Here is a 19739-nt window from a genome sequence, read left to right as displayed (position 1 = left end):
CCCTTATCTTTTTCTTCCGCCTAAACCCAATGCACCTAACAAACTACGCGCAATATATCCTGTAAAGGTAACAGCTGCGGTACGCACGACAGATTTCAAAATAGGGTTATTCAAAATACCGCCCTCTTTTTTCTGTGGAGCTGCTGCAACATCTGCAGCTGTCTGCTGCGCTGCCTGTTGCAACTTGGCAGTTAATATTTCATAAGCACTTTGTTCATCCAGCTCCTGACTATATTTTTTTACCAATTTGCTTTTTGCTACTACCGCATCAATTTCTACTTCCGAAAGAACGTCCATCCTGCTTCTTGGAGAACAAAGCAACGTATGTACTAACGGAGTAGGAATTCCTTTATCATTGAGCAAAGTTACCAATGCTTCTCCAATTCCCAATTCGGTAAGCAACTGGTCCGTTTTATAATAGGTAGTCTCCGGAAAATTTTCTGCTGCTAGCTTTATTGACTTACGGTCGGCTGCAGTAAATGCTCTTAAAGCATGCTGTATCTTTAGACCTAATTGACTCAATATACCGGCCGGTATATCTTGCGGATTTTGCGTACAAAAATATATACCAATACCTTTTGACCGAATCAACTTTATAATAGTTTCTATTTGCCGCAATAATGATTCCGATGCTTCTTGAAACAAAAGATGTGCCTCATCAATAAACATGAGAAGTTTAGGCTTATCCTGATCACCTACCTCTGGAGAGCTGGCATATAACTCATCTAACATTTGCAACATGAATGTAGAAAATAGTTTAGGTTTACTTTGCAAGTCTGTAACACGCAAAATATTTATCATCCCGCGACCTTCATCGTCGATACGCACCAAATCAGCTACTTCAAAACTGGGCTCTCCAAAAAAAGTGCCCGCACCCTGTTGCTCTAATTCCACCACTTTTCGCAAAATGGTCCCCGTAGAGGAGGTGGATATTTTGCCATAAGATTTTTCTATTTCATCCTTTCCCTCATCTCCGATATATTGAAGCACTTTAATAAAATCCTGAAGATTAAGTAGGGGCATTTTTTGGTCATCACAATATTTAAATATTATAGCCACAAGTCCCCCCTGGGTATCATTTAGCTCTAATATTTTACTTAACAATATTGGACCAAATTCACTCACTGTAGCACGCAGGCGCACCCCTTTTTCACCACTCAAGGTCAAAAACTCTACCGGGAAAGCAGCCGGTTTATAATCGAGATGTAGGATTTGATAGCGTTGTCTTATTTTGTCATTCAATGTTCCGGCCGCCGCTATCCCACTCAAATCCCCCTTTATATCCAACATTAAAACTGGTACACTTTCGTCACTCAAAATTTCACTAATTACCTGCAAGGTTTTTGTTTTACCTGTGCCAGTAGCACCTGCAATTAGCCCATGCCGGTTCATCATTTTTATAGGCAAATACACATCTGCGCCCTCAACCGCCCTTCCGTTGAGCATACCTACACCTATTTTTACACTTTCTGTGCTAAATTTATAACCTGCATTTATTACTTGGAGAAATTGGTCAGATGAAGCCATTACGTCTTTTTAAGGGTATTAAAAGGAATTTACGAAAATCCTTTATAAAATTTGTCACCTATTTAGATGCCAGGGAGCATATTACAGATGTATCTGTTGCGCATCTATATGTTGTCCGTAAAATATTTCCGCTTGTTTATTAAAATTATCTTTATCATCGGTTGTATAAAACGTTGTCATTTTATTTGTAGAAATACTTTGTTCCATTTTCGTGTGACGTTGCAAATAATCGCTCAAACTATTGGCTACAATTTCTCCCTGCGACAAAATAGTTACGTCCACAGGCATAAAATTTCTAATCTTCTTTTCCAATAATGGATAGTGCGTGCATGCCAATAGAACCGTATCAATACGAGGCTGCTTTTTCAGCAGTTCGTCGATATGTTTTTTAATAAAAAAATCAGCCCCCGCAGTTTTATATTCCCCGTATTCCACCAACGGCACCCAGATGGGACAGGCCTCTTGTACGACCTGCACCTCAGGGAAAAATTTATGAATCTCTATCACATAAGAATTGGATAGCACGGTACCTGTTGTAGCTAATATACCTATCTTTTTATTGGCGGAATAATTACCCACCACTTCACTCGTGGGACGAACGATACCTAACACTCTTTTCTCGGCTCCCATTGTAGGCAGATCGTTTTGCTGTATTGTGCGCAAAGCCTTAGCCGAAGCAGTATTGCAGGCCAAAATCACCAAAGGGCAGCCTTGATCAAAAAACCACCTTACGCACTGTAATGTATATTGATAAACCGTTTCAAAACTACGTGTACCGTAAGGCGCCCTGGCATTATCCCCCAAGTATATATAATCATATTGAGGTAGTTTGGCTTGAATTTCTTTTAAAATAGTAAGACCGCCAAAACCTGAATCAAATACACCAATAGGTCGCGTTGTAAGCATAACTCAAATTTAAGCACATGGAAGCATATTAAGCAAGTATTTTTATTTTTTTCGAGAGAAAGTTTTAAGAAGCACAGGAAGTAAAACCAAATTGGTAAAAGTAGCCACCGCCAAAGTTAATGAGGTTAACCAGCCAAGGCTGCGCGTTCCTGCAAATTCACTAAAACAAAAAATTACAAAGCCTGCTACAAGGACTAGCGAAGTGTAAATAATGCTTATTCCGGTTGTATTAATAGTTTGTTTAAGCGTACTATCTACATCATTATTTCCATTCGGCAATTCTTGTTTGAAATTGATCAAGAATCGAATAGTAATATCTATCGCTATACCCAATGCGACACTAAAAACGAGCACAGTTGACGGCTTTATAGTTATCCCAACCCATCCCATCACGCCGGCGGTAACCAACAGGGGAATGATATTGGGTATAAGCGAACAAAATAATATTCTAAAGGATCGAAATAAATAGAGCATTGCCAAAGCAATTAAAATAAATGCCCAGAATATACTCTCTTGAAGACCATGAATAATATAAGTAGAACCCTCTAAAAACGTAACGGTAGATCCTGTAAAGGTAACTTTGTAATGTGTTGTATCAAATATTTGATCTGCCCGCTTTTGATACTTATTTAATAATGCAGGCAATTTTGCGCTTCCCACATCCTTCATATTTACACTGATGCGGGCAACCTGCTTGGAAGAATCTATAAAACCATGCAACATGTTACTCAATGAACTTTTTGCAGCAGCGCTATCTTGAGATTGATTATTGGCAGATTTGATATAGTTCGCCATAAATGGCAAATCAAACTGTGTAAGCACACCATAGTAACTACTGTCTCCGTTGTAGAAGGCTTGCCTTGCAAACTTTAATGCCTCTACAAAGGACAATGGTTTTGCCATTGCAGGTTGAGAATCAAGATAATTAGAAAAACGATCCATTTTTTCAATCGTGCGCAGATTTCTAAAAAGTCCGTCCTTCTTTTTTGTATCAATAATAACTTCTAAAGGCATTACGCCGTTAAAATTACTTTCAAACCATTTTAAGTCCGTGTAGATTTTATCTGATTGAGGTAAATCATCCACAACATGCGCATCGCTATGCATACGCAATATACCCAGAACAGAAAAGACCACTAACACTACTGTTACACCGTATACATATTTGGTGTGCAAAAAAGTCCATCGTTCGATTCGGACCAAAACATTGGTTAAATATCGACTATCCAGATAGCGGACATGTTTTGGCTTTGGCGGAGCCAAATAACTCAGTACAGCCGGTATAAAAATTAAGGAGATAAAAAAAAGCAACATTATATTAATACCTGACACTACACCAAATTCTTTCAATAAATCACTACTGGTAAAAGCAAATACAGCAAAACCTATAGCCGCCGCAATATTGCAAAACAATGTGACGATGCCCATCCTGCCAATCATATCAACGATGGCCTGATTTTTATTCTCTCCCTCTTTATAAACAGAATGATATTTATTTAAAAAGTAAATACAATTGGGAATTCCTATCACGACAATCAAAGGCGGTATAAGGGCCGTAAGTAAGGTAATCTTATAACCTAACAAAACCATTGTACCCATACTCCAAATAACACCCATTGCCACTACAGCCAAGCTTGTAAGCATTGCAGAAAAAGAACGGAAGAATAATAAGAGCGTTATTGCCGAAAGTAAAAAAGAGCCCGCTAAGAACCAATTTAGTTCGTGTGCAATCTTGTCACTCACGCTCGTTCTGATAAAAGGTAAACCACTTATGTGTGTCTGGATATGTGTATTTTGCTCAAATTGGGAAATAGGTTTAAGAATACCGTTAATAATGTCGGTACGCGCTTTACTATTTATTAGTTTTGTATCCAATTGAACGGCCATTACGTAGGCATCTGTCTGTGGATTGTATAGAAGATTTTTGTAAAAAAGCAGGGTATTAAAAACGGTTACATCGCTGTCTAAAGCGCTTTGTTGTTGGTAAGGTGGATGAAAGACATTTACCGCATTAAATTTTTGCAGGCTATCCTCTTTCCTTAAGTTGATGGCAGTTGGAACACTTAATACACTGGTAACACCCCTCGCATTTCTAACAGATTTTTCTAATGTGGCCACCTTATTGAACACATCTTTATTAAAAAGTTGTTTAGTAGAAAAACCTATGACAACAGTATTTCCATCCTGTCCAAACTTCTTTAAAAAAGCTTGATAATCTTTATACTTTTGATTGGATGCAGGGACAGCCTTAGAAAAATCATAACTCATCTTTATATCGATGGCCTTATATGCCATACATGCTGTTAAAAGAACGAGTATTATTAATAGAACTAATCGGTTTTTGAGAATAAATTTTCCGAGCCTATACCACATATGAAATCAAGTTATTTGAAAAAAATAGTACCCTAAAGAACAGTAGCCATTTCTGCATAAAGTGCAAAGGTCGGTAAGAAATTAAGAGAAACACCATTTAAGGCTCACAATTATTTATTGCTTTTATTATATTCTTTAAGTTTTTCATTCAGATAATACATGATACTCTCATTATCTGTATGCCCCCGCAACCATTCATAGGAGGGCTCATATCGACGAATAAAAGAACTTAACTGATCTCCCCTTAGGCCTGTATAACTATGTACCAATATCGGGTTGAAACGAAAGTCAACATATTCGCTCTCTTCATTCTCTAAAAGAAGCTTATATGCCCGTTTTTTATTTCTATCCTTTCTTCCAAAGAGTCTATCTAAACTCAAACCAATTCCGGCACCTGTATTCGCCTGGCTAAGCATTCGATGCGGGTAGCCAATGAATTTTTCAAAATCTCTACGACGTTCTATACTATCCGCTTTATAATCGGCATAGGAATAACTCGATACGGTGACACTTTGAAGTTCGTTTATCTTAGGTCTTACCATTATCAATAATGTATCCTGCATAGCTGAATTCTTATTGATAGTATATTTACTGTCATGATATCCGACGCGCAAAAAAGACAAGACATCGTTAAGGCTAGCTTTTATTACAAAAAGCCCCTGTATATTCGTAATATCGGTTGCATGTGTATTTAAGTTCTCTACTTGCATATCCTGAATCGGCAAATAAGTAATGCTATCCAAAAGTTTCCCATAAAAGATTTTAGTCTGGGCAAATGCACTTATGCACATCATTAAAAAAAAAGCAGAAATAAATACTTTACGCATTTTCCATAATTTTATTAGGGTAAGGTAATTAAAGATACATACACTTAAAGATAATGACTGATAATTTTAATTAAAAAAAGCCGTCCAAAAAATTGGACGGCTTCAATATTTAAAATGCTATAGGTCTTTAAATTAAGATCTTTGCAAATTTGGATGTGGAGCAGGAACGGTGCTAGGACCTTCTTCTGTTGTAGATTGAAGATCTACAGTATTTGCATCACCATCGTAACCATAAGTGAATATGATACGACCTTCAGAAATACCTTGTTTTTCAATCAAGAAGTTTTTAACTGCATTTACTCTATCCCAGCTTAATTGTTGAGCACGTTTGTTTGAAGCGCCATAACCAACAATTTTCACTTTACAAGTAGGATTAGCATTTAATTGTGCAGCAGCAGAAACTAAAGCAGCTTGAGCAGCATCGTCCAATTTAACACTTGATTTGTTGAATCTTACACTTGGTAAGTTTGCAATAGAACATGTAGGAGCTACGTGCATATTTGCTAAGCTATCGCGAAGCGCTGCGCAACAAGCTGGTTCTGGTTCTGTACCAACACCATCAGCATCAACTGGGAACCAAGATTGTGGAGTTAACACTTGTTTATCACGACAATCAGGAACACCGTCACCATCAGTATCTAAAGAACGACCGTGTGTATCAACTGCGCAACCTGCTGGAGTATTTGGTTCCAAATCAAATTGATCAGTTACACCATCACCATCAGCATCTGGCAATACGTCACGAGTAGCCAATTTGTTGTAAATATAGTTGTTAGGATTAACCCAGTTTAGTGGCTCAACGCGTTTAGAACTATTACCTAAGTTAAAGTTGAAACGAACTTGAGTAGAGCTCAATGTAGTTTGTTTGTTAACTCTGTTATTTAAACCAACAAGCATATCAGAATTTCCGAAGAAGAAAGTAAATTTCTGTTCAAGACCAATATTAAATCTTGGGGAAACTTTGAAAGCCACACCCATACCAACGTCTAATCCGTGACGGGTTACTGGAGGAACGCCACCAACCGCATTGGAACGGCTATTACCGTCTACTGCAGTTTCATATTGTCTTCCAAAATCATTATTACCTTTTGTATCTAAAATTTTATTAGACTGCCCGGCATGGAACATATTATCTGCATAATTTCTGATGTCTTTTCTTGAACCTGTTGGTAAACCGCTCCAATCATAAGCAGCTCCGCCATTATCTAATAGGTTTTCAGCAACATCTGCCCATCCAAAAGTATATCCAGCTAAAACATACCAAGAAGTTTTTTCATTTCCACGGTAGTTACTAATTGCATTTAAATCAGCGATCAAATCAGCAGATCCTGTTTGCAAGAAAGTTTTATAATTCGCTAAATATTTTCCACCTTTAGCATTAACTTTAGCCGCAACACCGTTGGGATCATTTCCTAATGCTGCTTCGCCAATTGATCTTGTCTGAAAATCTTGACCATAGTTCATAGAAGCACCGTATTGTGCTCTGATAGAGAAAATATGACTTAAAGATTTTCTCAATGAAATACTGGCACCATATCCAAATCTTGGATCAATTGGTCCAAGTAAGAAAGAAGGACCTACACCAATACCCAATTCCCACATACTTTTTGGTTTCGCAGGATAAGCGTTAGTGTGATTTAAGAAACCTGTTTGCTGAGCGTCTTGAGATGCACGAACGCGGTTCGTACCATCATAAATCCAGGAGTCGTCAGCGTTGGTGCCTGCAGAAATGCTGGTACCGGTTTTGCTCATTGAATTGTCCATCGCTTTAGTCGATGTAGTGTCCTGAGCAAAAGCTGCTGTCGAGATTAGGCCCAATAGACCTAACATCATCGTGTACTTTTTGCTTGCCATAAGTAGAGATTTAATTTTTTTTAATTTAATGCTTCCAATGAATATTCGTGGGCAAAAATAGTCATTGTTTTTAAAATTGCAAATTTTTATTACATCTAATTGTTTAACTATACATCAAATATAACAAAAACACCCACCTGATCAGCTACTTGATTTCACCAATCTTATTGCCGAATTAGTTTTAACATATACCGTGCCAAATAAACATTTCTTTGGCAGTCATTAAACAAATACTTTTCGTATTCCCTTTTGCTACATGCCAAATATAAATGCGGATTAATTTTTCTGCTCTGTCAAAACAACATTTTCAATTTTATATATACTATCTTAGCGAGCCTAAATATAGTTAGTCCTTTTAGTGAAAAAAGCCAACACCCTCATATCGTTAGAACTGTCTCAGTTTGAAGAACACTTTAAGCAAGCCGTAAAAAGTAAGGTTCCCCTGCTGGACCGCATTATGCAATACATCGTAAAGCGAAAGGGTAAGCAATTGCGACCAATGTTCGTGTTACTATGTGCAAAATTGGGCGGTGACATAAATGACAAAACTTATCGCGCTGCATCTTTAGTAGAATTATTACATACGGCAACGCTTGTACACGATGATGTTGTGGACGAATCTTTCGAGCGGCGGGGCTTTTTTTCTGTAAATGCGGTTTGGAAAAATAAGATTGCCGTTTTGGTGGGAGACTATCTGTTATCAAAAGGATTACTGCTTTCTATCGACAACGGGGACTTTCGTGTATTGCAAATATTATCTACCGCGGTAAAACAAATGAGTGAAGGCGAACTGCTACAGATTGAAAAATCGCGCAATCTCAATTTAAACGAAGAGATATATTATGACATAATTAAAGGTAAAACAGCCTCGCTACTTTCCTCAGCCTGTGCCGCTGGCGCAAGTTCCACTTTCAACGATGAAGAGGATATCAAACGTTTAGAACTCTTTGGCGAAAAGGTGGGCATGGCTTTTCAGATAAAAGATGATTTGTTTGATTACGGTTCTGCCAAAATAGGGAAACCCACGGGAAACGATATTAAAGAGAAAAAATTGACATTACCTCTTATATATACACTCAACAATTGTGACGCTTCTTTACGTAAGAAAATTATCTACATTATCAAAAACCAAAACAGACAAAAAGATAAGATTAAGTTTGTACTCGATGCCGTTGACAGCGTCGGAGGTATTGAATACGCCGAACAGAAAATGAATACTTTTAGGGATGAAGCCCTTGCCTTACTATTGCTCTATCCCGTTTCAGAAGTAAGAGATGCATTGGAAGAGCTAGTTAGATATACCACTGACAGGAAGTATTAAAGCTTCCCCAACAGTATTTAGAAGAACTTTTTTAATTGCTCTTCCAATTTTTTAGGCATATGGGTCTTTTTCCAATTGTTTTTATCTACAAAATAAAGATGTACTGTAGCTTTCGTTAGTAGCTTTTTACGATCGTTATAAATTTCGCTATCAAAAACTATTTCATGCTTTGTCGGCATTTCTTTAATGGTAGTAATTATGGTAAGCAATTCATCATAAGAAGCAGAACGTAGATATTTAGCATGCATCTCCACCACGGGTAAAATAATCCCTTCTTCCTCCATTGCCTTGTAGCTATAGCCTAATTGTCTTATCGCCTCTACGCGACCTACTTCAAAATATTGTGCATAATTGCCATAATACACAACACTCATCTGATCTGTCTCTGCATACCGAACTCTAATCTGTGTAGTGGATTGATACATTATTTAAAATACAGTTGAAAGTTTAATGACAAAAAATTACCAACGTTCATCTTCCTCAATATTCCCCTTTGAGAAATGAAACTGATTGCGCAAAGCTAATTTTTGTTTCTGTCTTTCCAAAAGCAGTCTCGCAATAATTTCCGCCGTATTTTCAAGCGGCCCACTATTCAACTTTTCTTTTAATACTCTTTCATCAATATCCACACGATACAATACTTCTACTAGATGATTAAAGTCCCTTTCTATCCAATTTTCTACAATCGCAGACAATTTCGCCACCAAATCCTCCTCTGAAATCGATTCTTTTAGCAAAGGAACATTTAATAAAATAGACAGTTCATCTGAAAGTTTATCCATTTTCAACAAAAGTTATTTTTACAATAAAACTACAAATTAAATTTGTGTAAGCCTAAATTCGTATATTTGATAAACCTATTTTAATTTTGTATTTATGGCAAGAATCAAAACAGACAAAGACATCACAAAAAGAGAAGTAATTTTGCATGCAGCTTCTGAACTCTTTCGGCAACGCGGTTACAAAGCCGCAAGTATGCGCGACCTAGCTGAAAAAATAGGTATCGAGGCTGCGAGTCTTTACAACCACATCCGTTCCAAATCTGAGTTATTGTATGATATCTGTTTTAATACAGCTGCTACATACAATGAACATTTGGAATCGGTAGAGGCTTCAAAAGACAGTTATCTGAAAAAAGTAGAAACAATTTTACGTTTTCAAATCAGACAAATGATCGAAAATTCTGATAACGTAATTGTCGCCGATCGTGAATGGGTGCACTTGGACGATGCTTATCTATCCAACTACCAAACGATGAAACACAATTACCGTAAGCGATTCAATCAAATTATAACAAGGGGGGTGGAAACTGGCGAAATAAAAAAAATAAACGTTCCTTCAACGATTTGGTTGTTGTTGCACGCAGTCAATGGTATAGAATCCTGGCATCGATCCAAAACACAAATTCCACCCGACGAGCTCGAAGAGAATATGATTTCCATTTTGATAGGCGGACTCAAAAAGTAATTAGAGGTTCTCCAATTATATCATTATATACCGACTAATAGACCTTAGTCGGTTTTTTTGTCAGCAAAACAAGTTAAGATAGCGCAACTTCTCGTCAATCTATTATCATAGCAAACAAAGTATTTGAGCTAATTTCACTTCTTCGTTTTTCTCACCAAATTGAATCAAAAATGAATAAGCGTATATTTTTCATCACTGCCAGTTTTCTTTTCTTATTATTTAGTACAGGATTAACGGCGCAGAAAATTCCGCCGCCAAAACCATATGGCGCGTTGCCCAACCAAGATCAGCTGAACTGGCAAGAGAATAATATTTATGCATTTGTGCATTTTGGACTCAACACTTTTACCAACAAAGAATGGGGATATGGAGATGAAGACCCTTCGTTATTCGACCCAAAAGATTTTGATGCTGATCAAATTGTTCGCTCGATAAAACAAGGCGGGTTCAAAGGCATTATCCTCACCTGCAAACACCACGATGGCTTTTGTTTGTGGCCAACAAAAACTACGGAACATAATATTACTAAAAGTCCATTCAGAAATGGCAAGGGTGACCTGGTAAAAGAAGTTGAACAAGCATGCCGGAAATATGGGATGAAGTTTGGCGTATACGTATCACCCTGGGATAGAAATTCGGCGAAATATGGTACGCAAGCTTATGTAAAAATGTATCGCGCGCAAATTGCAGAACTACTTACCAATTATGGTCCTGTATTTGAAGTCTGGCACGACGGTGCCAATGGGGGTGACGGCTACTACGGCGGCGCACGTGAAACGAGAAATATAGATAGGACAACCTATTACAACTGGCCGAGTATTTGGGCTTTGGAAAAAAAGATCCAGCCACATGCTTTGATTTTCGGCGACATTGGTGCAGATCTACGTTGGGTGGGCGATGAACAGGGATATGCCGGAGACCCTTGCTGGCAAACATTCACTCCCGTTTCTAGAATCCCAGGCAAGCAACCTTCTAATGGAACTATTAATAGTAAATTTTCCATCAATGGTACACGTGATGGCAAATATTGGATGCCAGCCGAAGTAGATTTCTCAATTCGCCCGGGCTGGTTTTGGCACAAGGATCAAAATGACAATGTACGCAGCGCAACAGATTTATGGAATCATTATTTTCTTTCAGTAGGTCGTGGTGCCTCCATGTTGCTAAATATCCCACCCGACACAGATGGCAAAATATTTAGCACAGATTCTATTAATTTAAAAGAGTTTGGGGATATTTTACGTCAAACTTTTAGTCATAACCTTGCTAAAGGTGCCAAAATAATGGCTTCAAACGTTCGTGGCAATGACCAAAAACATTACGGTACAAAATTTCTATTAGACGATAATCAATTCTCTTATTGGGCAACAGATGATGATATACACACACCACAACTCATCATTACCCTACCGGAAGCAAGAACTTTCGACATTATTCGCTTAAAAGAAAACACCAAACTCGGTCAGCGCATAGACAGTTTAGCTATCGATATTTGGGGAAATAATCAATGGCAGTATCTGGCGGGGGCCAGCAGTATAGGTAGCAACCGTTTGATAAGATTGGACAAAAAAATCACCGCAAAAAAATTGCGCCTTCGCATTGTAAAGTCACCAGTAAACATTGCACTTAGCGACTTTGCACTATTCGCACAGCCCGCACTGAATGAGGAAACAAGAACAAATAGCACAAAAAGCATCGATAAATCAAATTGGCAAGTACTGCATATAAACAACGCCGGTGCATTGATAGATAATAATACAAAAACTTTTTGGCAAAGCAATTCTACAAAGTTTCCTCAAGAAATAATAGTAGATATGGGGAAAGATAAAACAATTAATGCCTTCACTTATTTACCAAGACAAGATGGTAGCAGTGCTGGTAATATCGATCAATATGAGTTGTATGTTAGCCGGGATAAACAGCATTGGCAAAAGGTCGCCGGAGGCGAATTTGGCAATATTCAGTCAAATCCAATATTACAAAATATACCCCTCGATAACCCTGTCAAAGCAAGATATTTCAGCTTAAAAATACTACATACTATAGACGGCAATAAGCCAAACATCGCTGAATTGTCGGCTCGGTGAATTACCCACTCACGGTAGGGTCGATGCGCCCTGGGCTTCGGAGGTCATAGACTTACCTAATGGTAACGTTACTCCGTTTCTGTTTAGTGTTCTGGTTAAGTTCCTAAACCAAACAATTTTTAAACCTTGTTTGTCGCGTACAACCCATCCACACCAAAACGATGGATGGGTTGTGCGCTCCTTTTTATAAATTTACTCTTATGTGCCGGTTAACTATTTGCCGGCACTACTTTACGGGGATAACCAAATAAGCAACGCTCTTTTATCATTTGTGCTACTTCAACAGGAACAAATTCTTCCCAACCCTCTTCTCCATGTTTTATCATGGCCAATACATTATCTGTGTGAATCTGTAGATTGCCTTCCTTGTAATGCGTAATGTCTTCAATCCTATTATTGGCTACCAGGTATCGATACAAATCGATTAAATGAGCGGGCGGTCGAAATTGGAGACAATTTTGAATGACACCCTCTTTCTGTGTCGGATAAATAAATAGTTTCACATTCCGGCTGAAAAGCGTAGCGAAAGACTCTAGGATTCCACCGGGTAGATCTTGATAATGTACTTCAGAGAAAATATATTCGAGATTGGGATAGCCCAATATCATTCCCATTTTCAATCTTGTATATTTAGACAAATAAGCGGCGAGTTTATAATATTCATAGAAGTTAGAAATCATCACCGTCTGGCCAAGAGAGCAAAGAATATCAACCCGATCCAAAAAATCCTTCTCGTCTATATCTGCGTTTTCTTTAGCATCACGCTCTTTCAACCCTTGTAAAGTCAATTCGGTAATTACCAACACATTCGCGGCATCCACATCTGGTTCCTGCAAAAATTGTTTCACCCCGCTATCCAACATATCTATATGCACATTGATAATCGGACGAAAGCGTCCGCGCAAAACGACCACATGTTTTTTATACAATACATCAGAAGGTGGTAAATTTTTCGCATTGGGACCAAATACGGCAACATCAGAGAAGCCATATTTTACTAAGTGGAGACTCATCAAACGATTATCTACACCTATAAAATCAGGACCTTCAAAACGAATCATATCTATTTGTATGCGATCTCTGGAAAGGTCATCCATCAGTGATTGCATAAAAACAGTTGTATCAGCATAATAAAAATAACAGGCATACAACAAATTGACTCCTAAAACCCCGACCGCTTGTTGTTGCAAATAATTTTGATTATCCAGCAGCTTTACATGTATCACTACTTCATTGTATTGCCCATTGGGCTTCAACTGAAACCGGATGCCCATCCACCCATGGCCGTCATTGGACTTCTTATAATTAAGAGCAGAAATAGTATCTGCAAACGAAAAGAAAGTTGTGTCACCACCTTTCGTTGCACCTAGACGTTCAATCAACAAATCATATTCGTGATAAAGCATAGACAAAAGCCTTGCTTCGGTTACATATCTTTTGTCGGGTTGAGAACCATAGATTTCATCAGAAAATTCTTTATCATATGCAGACATTGTCTTAGCAACTGTACCTGATGCTGCTCCTGCTTTAAAAAAGTTACTGGCCACATCCTGCCCTGCACCTATTTCCGCAAAAGTGCCATAAATTTTCTTGTCTAAATTAATAGTAAGGGCTTTTTGTTTTGTGGCTAAAGATTTATCGTGCACTACAGTCATAAGTTGCGGGATTTAAGGTGTGGAATGAGGCGCAAAGTTAACACTTATAGTGCAAAAATAATTTCGCAAATGCCTTCTGTTGAGAAATTTGGATAGATTTTGCATTTGAATCAAATAGCAATAATTTTAACTCACAATCGTTAGTTTTTTAAAAAAATAATCTTTAATTTGCCCCAGATTTACAAAGTCTTATTATGTACAACGATTTTAATAATATACACGTAGCAGCGCTACCAAGACATTTGAAGCAATACATAGTACCACAACACTATGAGCGATACACAGCTATTGATCATGCAGTATGGCGCTATGTGATGCGACAAAACTATAGCTACCTAAAAGAAGTAGCCTATTATCCTTATATCAAAGGCCTGGAGCGCGCCGGCTTAAGTATTGAACACATTCCGGACCTCCAAACCATGAACGATAATTTATCAGAAATTGGTTGGGGTGCGGTTGCAGTGGACGGCTTTATTCCACCTGCTATTTTCATGGAATTTCAGGAATATAAAGTGCTAGTGATTGCCGCTGATATACGGCAACTCAATCATATAGAATATACACCGACACCAGATATTATTCACGAGTCAGCAGGACACGCACCCATCATCGCTGACCCGGATTATAATAACTATCTCAGTTATTTTGGATCCATCGGAGCAAAGGCCATGTTCTCTTCAAAAGATTACGATTTGTACGAAGCAATACGAGATTTATCTGTTCTAAAAGAATTGCCCAACTCCAGCGAAGAGGCCATAAAAAAAGCCGAAGTACAACTTGATTATTGTTTCAAGAACTTGGGCGAACCGTCTGAGATGGCTTTGCTGAGCCGCTTACATTGGTGGTCGGTTGAATATGGATTGATTGGGACTTTGGAACAGCCAAAAATATACGGTGCTGGATTATTATCTTCGATCGGTGAAAGCGTGAGCTGTATGCAACCGGAGGTAAAAAAGCTCTGGTATAATATTGACACTGCAAATCAGGCCTACGATATTACAAAAGCACAGCCCCAACTTTTCGTTACACCCAATTTTCAAAACTTAATTAAAGTACTGGAAGAATTCGCCGATACAATGGCATTTCGTCGTGGAGGTATCGAAGGGATACGTAAAGCGATCGACAGCCGTAACGTAGCTACTGCTGTATATAGTTCCGGATTACAGCTTAGCGGTGTTTTTACAGATGTCGTAGAAACGGGAAATGATGAAGTAGGTTTTATTAAAACTATTGGTCCATCGGCATTGAGTTTTGAGAATAAACAATTACCGGGCCATGGAAAGGATTATCATAAAGATGGGTTCTCCTCTCCTGTAGGAAAATTAAAAAACAATGAAAAGTCCTTGGAAGATTTTGATGAAATGGCATGGAGAAAGATAGGCGTATTTGTCAAAAATGAAGTACAGCTCGAATTTGAGAGCGGCGTAGAAATTTCGGGAACAGTAATTAACCTTGTAAGAAAAAATAACAAAACGCTACTTATCAGCTTTGAAAATTGCCGCGTCACGCAAAACAATGAACTCCTTTTTAAACCTGAATGGGGCGTTTACGATATGGCAGTAGGCGATAAAATAATTTCAGTTTTTAATGGTCACGCAGATAAAGACAATTATGAAATAATCGTAGCCTCCAATAATGACACACCAAAAATTGTGTATGACAAAAAAACAATTGATCTCCAAAAAATATATCAGCAAATAAGAGATATCCGCATACAAAAAAACAATTACGAAAATTTAGCTCACATCTGGAGAGAGCTGCAGCAAAAGCATTCCGATGATTGGTTGGCACCCTTGGAAATACTAGAAATATTATTGCATGAAAAAATACAAATCACATTAGCCCAAGAAATAAGAACCCATTTAACTCATCGCGCAGAGAATGAAAACTCCTTCTCCAAATTAATTACTGACGGGCTTACCTTGATTGACGCACCGGAAATAAAATTAGTGGTACACTGAGAAGAATAAGAACAATACAAACTATTATCTTTGCCAAAACAAAACCACATGATGAAAAACTTCCTTACTAAATTCTTAACCCTTGCATTATTATTAATAACAGTTACTGCGATAAAAGCACAAAATGGTGTTTCACCCGATTCTATCAAAACACTGAAAGAACACAAAGAACTCTTAAAACAAAAAACAGAATTAAATAAACAAAAGTTGAAATTGGCAGATTATCAAAACGATCTAATAGACTCCCAAAAAGATTTAAAAGATGCCAACGAAAAAGCAAAAAAGTCGGCAGCAAAGAGTAAAGAGTATTCTGCGGAAATGGCCGCCAATGCCGGAGATACACGCAAAGCCAAATCTGCCAGCAAGATAGCAAAACGTGCCTCTAAAGCCAGCAAAAGAGCAGCTAACCTTACTTCCAGAATAGAAAAAACCCAACGAAATATTTCAAAGACAAAAGATAAGATAACAAGTCTTCAACAAAAGATAGATACAATGACCACCGAATAAAAATAAATTGCTCCAACCTAGATCTTGAACTTCAAAATCTGCAATGCACAATTAAAGGTTCGTAGTTCTCGAATGGCACAGGTCCGCAATTGCGGGTCGGCGAACAACTTAATTACAAGCACAAAAAGTTCAATTTTTTAAATTTTCACTCACCAAATTAGCTGTTTTCTACTCTTCCACATAGACCCTCTTTACCCTTTGTCCCACCGAAGTAAATATTTCATAGGCAATCGTGCCACTCCAATCTGCAAGCTGTTGAACAGCTAAATGCTCACCAAAAACCTCCACATCATCACCTTCTTTTACATTCGGAATATCCGTGATTTCCACCATGGTCATATCCATTGCTACCACGCCAACTACTTTGGCAGGCTGATTATTTATCAGCACAAAACCCGCTCCGTTGCTGAACCTTCGGTTGTAACCGTCCGCATATCCAATGCGAATAGTGGCAATTATTGTTGGCTTTTCAATTCTTCCTTTTCGGTTATAACCAACAGTCTCTCCGGCTCGCAAATGTCTTATTTGGGCAATCGTCGTTTTTAAAGATGCAACCACTTTTAAATCTAATTTTTCATTCGTTGTATTCACGCCATACAAGCCGACGCCCAATCGTACCATATCAAATTGTAAATCAATATGACGAGCCGCCGCAGCAGAATTGGCAATATGTTTTATAAAATTATATTGAATAGCATATTGAATTTTATCACAGCAACGTCTAAAAATTTCCGCTTGTCGCTTTGTAAAATCATCTTCTGCGGCATCTTCGCTTCCAACGAGATGGCTAAAAACAGATTTTATCACAAGCAATTTATTTTCCTTCAACGAAGAAATTAATTGATTAATCTCTCTTTCTTCGAAGCCCAAGCGGTGCATTCCCGTATCGAGTTTGATATGCACCGGAAACTGTGCCACTCCTTGCTTTTGGAGAAATGAAGCGAATTCATTCAATATTTTAAAAGAATAAATCTCGGGTTCCAAATTGTGCTGCACCATCGTCTCAAATCCGTACTCATCTGCATTCATTACCATTATCGGAACCTTGATTCCGGCGTTGCGCAATTCCACACCTTCATCAGCATAGGCTACCGCGAGATAATCAATTTTGTGATATTGCAAAATACTAGCGATCTCCACACTCCCACTACCGTAGGCAAAGGCCTTTACCATCGCCATTACTTTTGTTGTCGGTTCTAAATGCTTGCGATATTCTTTTAGATTATGGACGATGTTAGATAAATTTATTTCCAGTCTAGTCTGATGAACCTTCTCAATCAACAAATTCAACAGATCTTCAAAATGAAAGCTACGAGCTCCTTTCAAAAGGATAGCCTCATCTCTGAATTGATTGGACTGAAACTTTTCTTCAAAATTTTCCGTAGATAAATAATGCTCAACAACAGCAAGTTTATTTTTTAATTCGCTTAGATATTGTTGCCAATTTTTCCCGATGACAATTAAACGGCTGATTTTCTTATTGCCTAAGATTTCTATCGCAGATTGATAAGTCTTTTTCTCGTCATTGTGAAAGTCCGACAGAATAACCGTTTTGGGCAATAATTGCTGGTTGAGTAAATCCAACCCAATGCTCAACGAATCAATATCTAAGCTATAACTGTCATTGATAATCGTACACCTGTTAATGGCAGGCAGCACCTGCAGCCGCATATCAATTGCAGGCAATTGCATTATTTTTGTGGCAATAATACGCTCATCCAATTCAAGATAAATCACCACAATCCAGCAAATACAAGCATTTTGAACAGAAGCGTCATCAACAAAAGGGATAACAATCGAAGTTTCTCTACCTTGATAATTGGCAACAATCCTTGTTTGCCTTTGCTCTTTTTTTATCTCAATAATTCTTAAAGTGGCACTTTCATTTTTCCCGTATGAGAAAATTTTCGCAGTAGTCTTTTCCTTTAAGGTTGAAATAATTTGCTCGTCGTCCCCACCCGCAAAAATAACCTTTGAATGTTGAAAGAGCTTTATCTTTTCCTCTAATTTTCGTTGCTTGTTGGCAAAACCTTTTTCGTGCGCATCGCCGATGTTGGTAATAATTCCAATTTCAGGTTGAATGATTTTTCGCAGGTTGTCCATCTCATTCATTTCCGAAACACCAGCTTCAAAAATGCCTAAATTATATTCTTCACTCATCTCCCATACGCTAAGCGGAACACCTATTTGCGAATTATAACTGCGCGGACTACGCACAATTTTATAGGCATCACTCAATAAAAAGTTCAACCATTCTTTTACGATGGTTTTACCGTTGCTTCCGGTAATCCCAATTACGGGATAATGAAATTGTAAGCGATGAAACTGCGCTACTCTTTGTAAAGCAGAAAGCACATCTTTTACAATTAAAAAGTTCGCATTTTTATATTCTGAGAAGTCGAGACGCTCTTGCACCACAAAATTTCGAATACCCTGATGGTACAAATCATCCAAAAAAATTAGAGCGTTTCTATGCTCCGTTTTTAAGGCAAAAAACAAAGATGAAGCCGCAAAGGTTACTTTACGGCTGTCTGTAATTAAATGTTCAATTGTAGCATCTTCATTTACCAGAATACTTACAGCATCTACAATCGAAGCAATTTTATGGATGGTGTACATTGCTTACTCTAAAATAAATTTTACATTTTCGTTCCCCTGAACCTTTATTTTTTCAAAATCAATTTTGGGCGTCTCGTCTGCACCTGCAACCTTAGCCATACTGTACATTCTTACTTGTGGATTATAGATCGGAGTATTGTTGGCATCTATAATCTGTATCGCTTTCCCCACTTTTTGGCCTAACGGTTTAACAAGCGTTTCAGCAGTTACTTTAGCATTTTGTATCGCTTTTGTTCTGCACAGATTTTTCAATGATTCCATATCCGAATAATCTACTTTTGAAATAGAGGAATTGGCAATGCCAATATCTTCTAAGGCAGCAAAGACTTTTCCTGCAGTCATTGCATCACCAACCTTAAGTTGATATTCTTTAGTCTTAATGACGTCTTTCGTGCGCAAAAAACGATTCTTAAAGTCACTAATCATATCACTTGTGCTCAAATCTTTTTCAACATTGATATTTAATGCCTGGAATGCATTAATCATTCTTTTTTCCTGATCTTCAACAGATAATTTTTTATTATCATTCTCTGAAACAGTAATGCTTATGTAGATTTCATCAGGAACGACCATTGTGTCAGCAGATGCATTCACCTCTATAAACGGTTCCGTGTTTATATTTGTTTGTGCCATAG

General features: G+C 37.9%; 15 protein-coding genes. 5 read left to right on the top strand and 10 right to left on the bottom strand.

Translation table 11 applies throughout. The features are described 5' to 3' along the window. Positions 1-3: 3 nt before the first annotated feature. The 5 genes from ACQR30_RS06730 to ACQR30_RS06710 form a co-directional block, all read right to left on the bottom strand. Positions 4-1527, bottom strand: a complete 1524-nt coding sequence (locus ACQR30_RS06730) for a helicase HerA-like domain-containing protein (protein ID WP_429733088.1) — start codon at positions 1525-1527, stop codon at positions 4-6. An 81-nt stretch (positions 1528-1608) separates the two neighbouring features. Beyond that, a complete protein-coding gene (murI, locus tag ACQR30_RS06725; protein WP_429733086.1) occupies positions 1609-2433 on the bottom strand; it encodes a glutamate racemase in 825 nt (274 codons plus the stop codon). 42 nt (positions 2434-2475) lie between these two features. Beyond that, positions 2476-4728: an efflux RND transporter permease subunit gene (locus ACQR30_RS06720; protein ID WP_429733084.1), complete on the bottom strand. Its 2253-nt coding sequence runs from the start codon at positions 4726-4728 to the stop codon at positions 2476-2478. A 188-nt stretch (positions 4729-4916) separates the two neighbouring features. Next, positions 4917-5633 carry a hypothetical protein gene (locus tag ACQR30_RS06715; RefSeq protein ID WP_429733081.1) on the bottom strand — a complete coding sequence of 239 codons (717 nt, stop codon included), beginning with the start codon at positions 5631-5633 and terminating at the stop codon, positions 4917-4919. Positions 5634-5765: 132 nt separating this feature from the next. Beyond that, positions 5766-7487, bottom strand: a complete 1722-nt coding sequence (locus tag ACQR30_RS06710; RefSeq protein ID WP_429733078.1) for an OmpA family protein — start codon at positions 7485-7487, stop codon at positions 5766-5768. A 358-nt stretch (positions 7488-7845) separates the two neighbouring features. On the opposite strand from ACQR30_RS06710, the gene ACQR30_RS06705 reads away from it, so the two are divergent. Next, positions 7846-8808 (top strand): polyprenyl synthetase family protein, encoded by a 963-nt coding sequence (locus tag ACQR30_RS06705; protein ID WP_429733075.1) that lies wholly within the window; start codon positions 7846-7848, stop codon positions 8806-8808. Positions 8809-8825: 17 nt separating this feature from the next. Here the strand turns inward: ACQR30_RS06705 and ACQR30_RS06700 are convergent, their stop codons facing one another. Next, on the bottom strand, positions 8826-9233 hold the full coding sequence (locus ACQR30_RS06700) for an acyl-CoA thioesterase (protein ID WP_429733073.1): 408 nt from the start codon (positions 9231-9233) through the stop codon (positions 8826-8828). Between the two features lie 36 nt (positions 9234-9269). Next, a complete protein-coding gene (locus ACQR30_RS06695; protein WP_429733070.1) occupies positions 9270-9590 on the bottom strand; it encodes a hypothetical protein in 321 nt (106 codons plus the stop codon). 94 nt (positions 9591-9684) lie between these two features. Between ACQR30_RS06695 and ACQR30_RS06690 the strand changes: the two genes are divergently transcribed. Together ACQR30_RS06690 and ACQR30_RS06685 are read left to right on the top strand one after the other, a co-directional pair. Beyond that, positions 9685-10275: a TetR/AcrR family transcriptional regulator gene (locus ACQR30_RS06690; protein WP_429733067.1), complete on the top strand. Its 591-nt coding sequence runs from the start codon at positions 9685-9687 to the stop codon at positions 10273-10275. Between the two features lie 170 nt (positions 10276-10445). Continuing rightward, complete coding sequence (locus tag ACQR30_RS06685; RefSeq protein ID WP_429733064.1) at positions 10446-12362, top strand: alpha-L-fucosidase; 1917 nt, start codon at positions 10446-10448, stop codon at positions 12360-12362. A 209-nt stretch (positions 12363-12571) separates the two neighbouring features. Here the strand turns inward: ACQR30_RS06685 and ACQR30_RS06680 are convergent, their stop codons facing one another. Continuing rightward, positions 12572-14017: a hypothetical protein gene (locus tag ACQR30_RS06680; RefSeq protein ID WP_429733061.1), complete on the bottom strand. Its 1446-nt coding sequence runs from the start codon at positions 14015-14017 to the stop codon at positions 12572-12574. Positions 14018-14211: 194 nt separating this feature from the next. On the opposite strand from ACQR30_RS06680, the gene ACQR30_RS06675 reads away from it, so the two are divergent. Both ACQR30_RS06675 and ACQR30_RS06670 read left to right on the top strand, forming a co-directional pair. Beyond that, a complete protein-coding gene (locus tag ACQR30_RS06675) occupies positions 14212-15978 on the top strand; it encodes an aromatic amino acid hydroxylase (protein ID WP_429733058.1) in 1767 nt (588 codons plus the stop codon). A gap of 48 nt (positions 15979-16026) precedes the next feature. Continuing rightward, complete coding sequence (locus tag ACQR30_RS06670) at positions 16027-16485, top strand: hypothetical protein (protein WP_429733056.1); 459 nt, start codon at positions 16027-16029, stop codon at positions 16483-16485. A gap of 168 nt (positions 16486-16653) precedes the next feature. On the opposite strand, the gene ACQR30_RS06665 is transcribed toward ACQR30_RS06670, so the two are convergent. Continuing rightward, positions 16654-19104, bottom strand: coding sequence for a bifunctional UDP-N-acetylmuramoyl-tripeptide:D-alanyl-D-alanine ligase/alanine racemase (locus tag ACQR30_RS06665; RefSeq protein ID WP_429733053.1), 2451 nt, complete (start codon positions 19102-19104; stop codon positions 16654-16656). Positions 19105-19107: 3 nt separating this feature from the next. Then, positions 19108-19739 (bottom strand): SIMPL domain-containing protein (locus ACQR30_RS06660; protein ID WP_429733050.1); only part of this gene is annotated, 632 nt, incomplete at its 5' end.

The sequence above is a fragment of the Arachidicoccus sp. genome (assembly GCF_050436765.1).
Lineage (GTDB): Bacteria > Bacteroidota > Bacteroidia > Chitinophagales > Chitinophagaceae > Arachidicoccus.
The sequence above is the reverse complement of the archived record's forward strand: the minus strand, read 5'-3'. Positions and strand labels throughout refer to the sequence as shown.

What these genes read in the sequence shown, in the direction of transcription:
- ACQR30_RS06730 (WP_429733088.1), bottom strand. Translation starts at nt 1,527, where the DNA reads ATGGCTTCATCTGACCAATTTCTCCAAGTAATAAATGCAGGTTATAAA.
- murI (WP_429733086.1), bottom strand. Translation starts at nt 2,433, where the DNA reads ATGCTTACAACGCGACCTATTGGTGTATTTGATTCAGGTTTTGGCGGT.
- ACQR30_RS06720 (WP_429733084.1), bottom strand. Translation starts at nt 4,728, where the DNA reads ATGGCATATAAGGCCATCGATATAAAGATGAGTTATGATTTTTCTAAG.
- ACQR30_RS06715 (WP_429733081.1), bottom strand. Translation starts at nt 5,633, where the DNA reads ATGCGTAAAGTATTTATTTCTGCTTTTTTTTTAATGATGTGCATAAGT.
- ACQR30_RS06710 (WP_429733078.1), bottom strand. Translation starts at nt 7,487, where the DNA reads ATGGCAAGCAAAAAGTACACGATGATGTTAGGTCTATTGGGCCTAATC.
- ACQR30_RS06700 (WP_429733073.1), bottom strand. Translation starts at nt 9,233, where the DNA reads ATGTATCAATCCACTACACAGATTAGAGTTCGGTATGCAGAGACAGAT.
- ACQR30_RS06695 (WP_429733070.1), bottom strand. Translation starts at nt 9,590, where the DNA reads ATGGATAAACTTTCAGATGAACTGTCTATTTTATTAAATGTTCCTTTG.
- ACQR30_RS06690 (WP_429733067.1), top strand. Translation starts at nt 9,685, where the DNA reads ATGGCAAGAATCAAAACAGACAAAGACATCACAAAAAGAGAAGTAATT.
- ACQR30_RS06685 (WP_429733064.1), top strand. Translation starts at nt 10,446, where the DNA reads ATGAATAAGCGTATATTTTTCATCACTGCCAGTTTTCTTTTCTTATTA.
- ACQR30_RS06680 (WP_429733061.1), bottom strand. Translation starts at nt 14,017, where the DNA reads ATGACTGTAGTGCACGATAAATCTTTAGCCACAAAACAAAAAGCCCTT.
- ACQR30_RS06675 (WP_429733058.1), top strand. Translation starts at nt 14,212, where the DNA reads ATGTACAACGATTTTAATAATATACACGTAGCAGCGCTACCAAGACAT.
- ACQR30_RS06670 (WP_429733056.1), top strand. Translation starts at nt 16,027, where the DNA reads ATGATGAAAAACTTCCTTACTAAATTCTTAACCCTTGCATTATTATTA.
- ACQR30_RS06665 (WP_429733053.1), bottom strand. Translation starts at nt 19,104, where the DNA reads ATGTACACCATCCATAAAATTGCTTCGATTGTAGATGCTGTAAGTATT.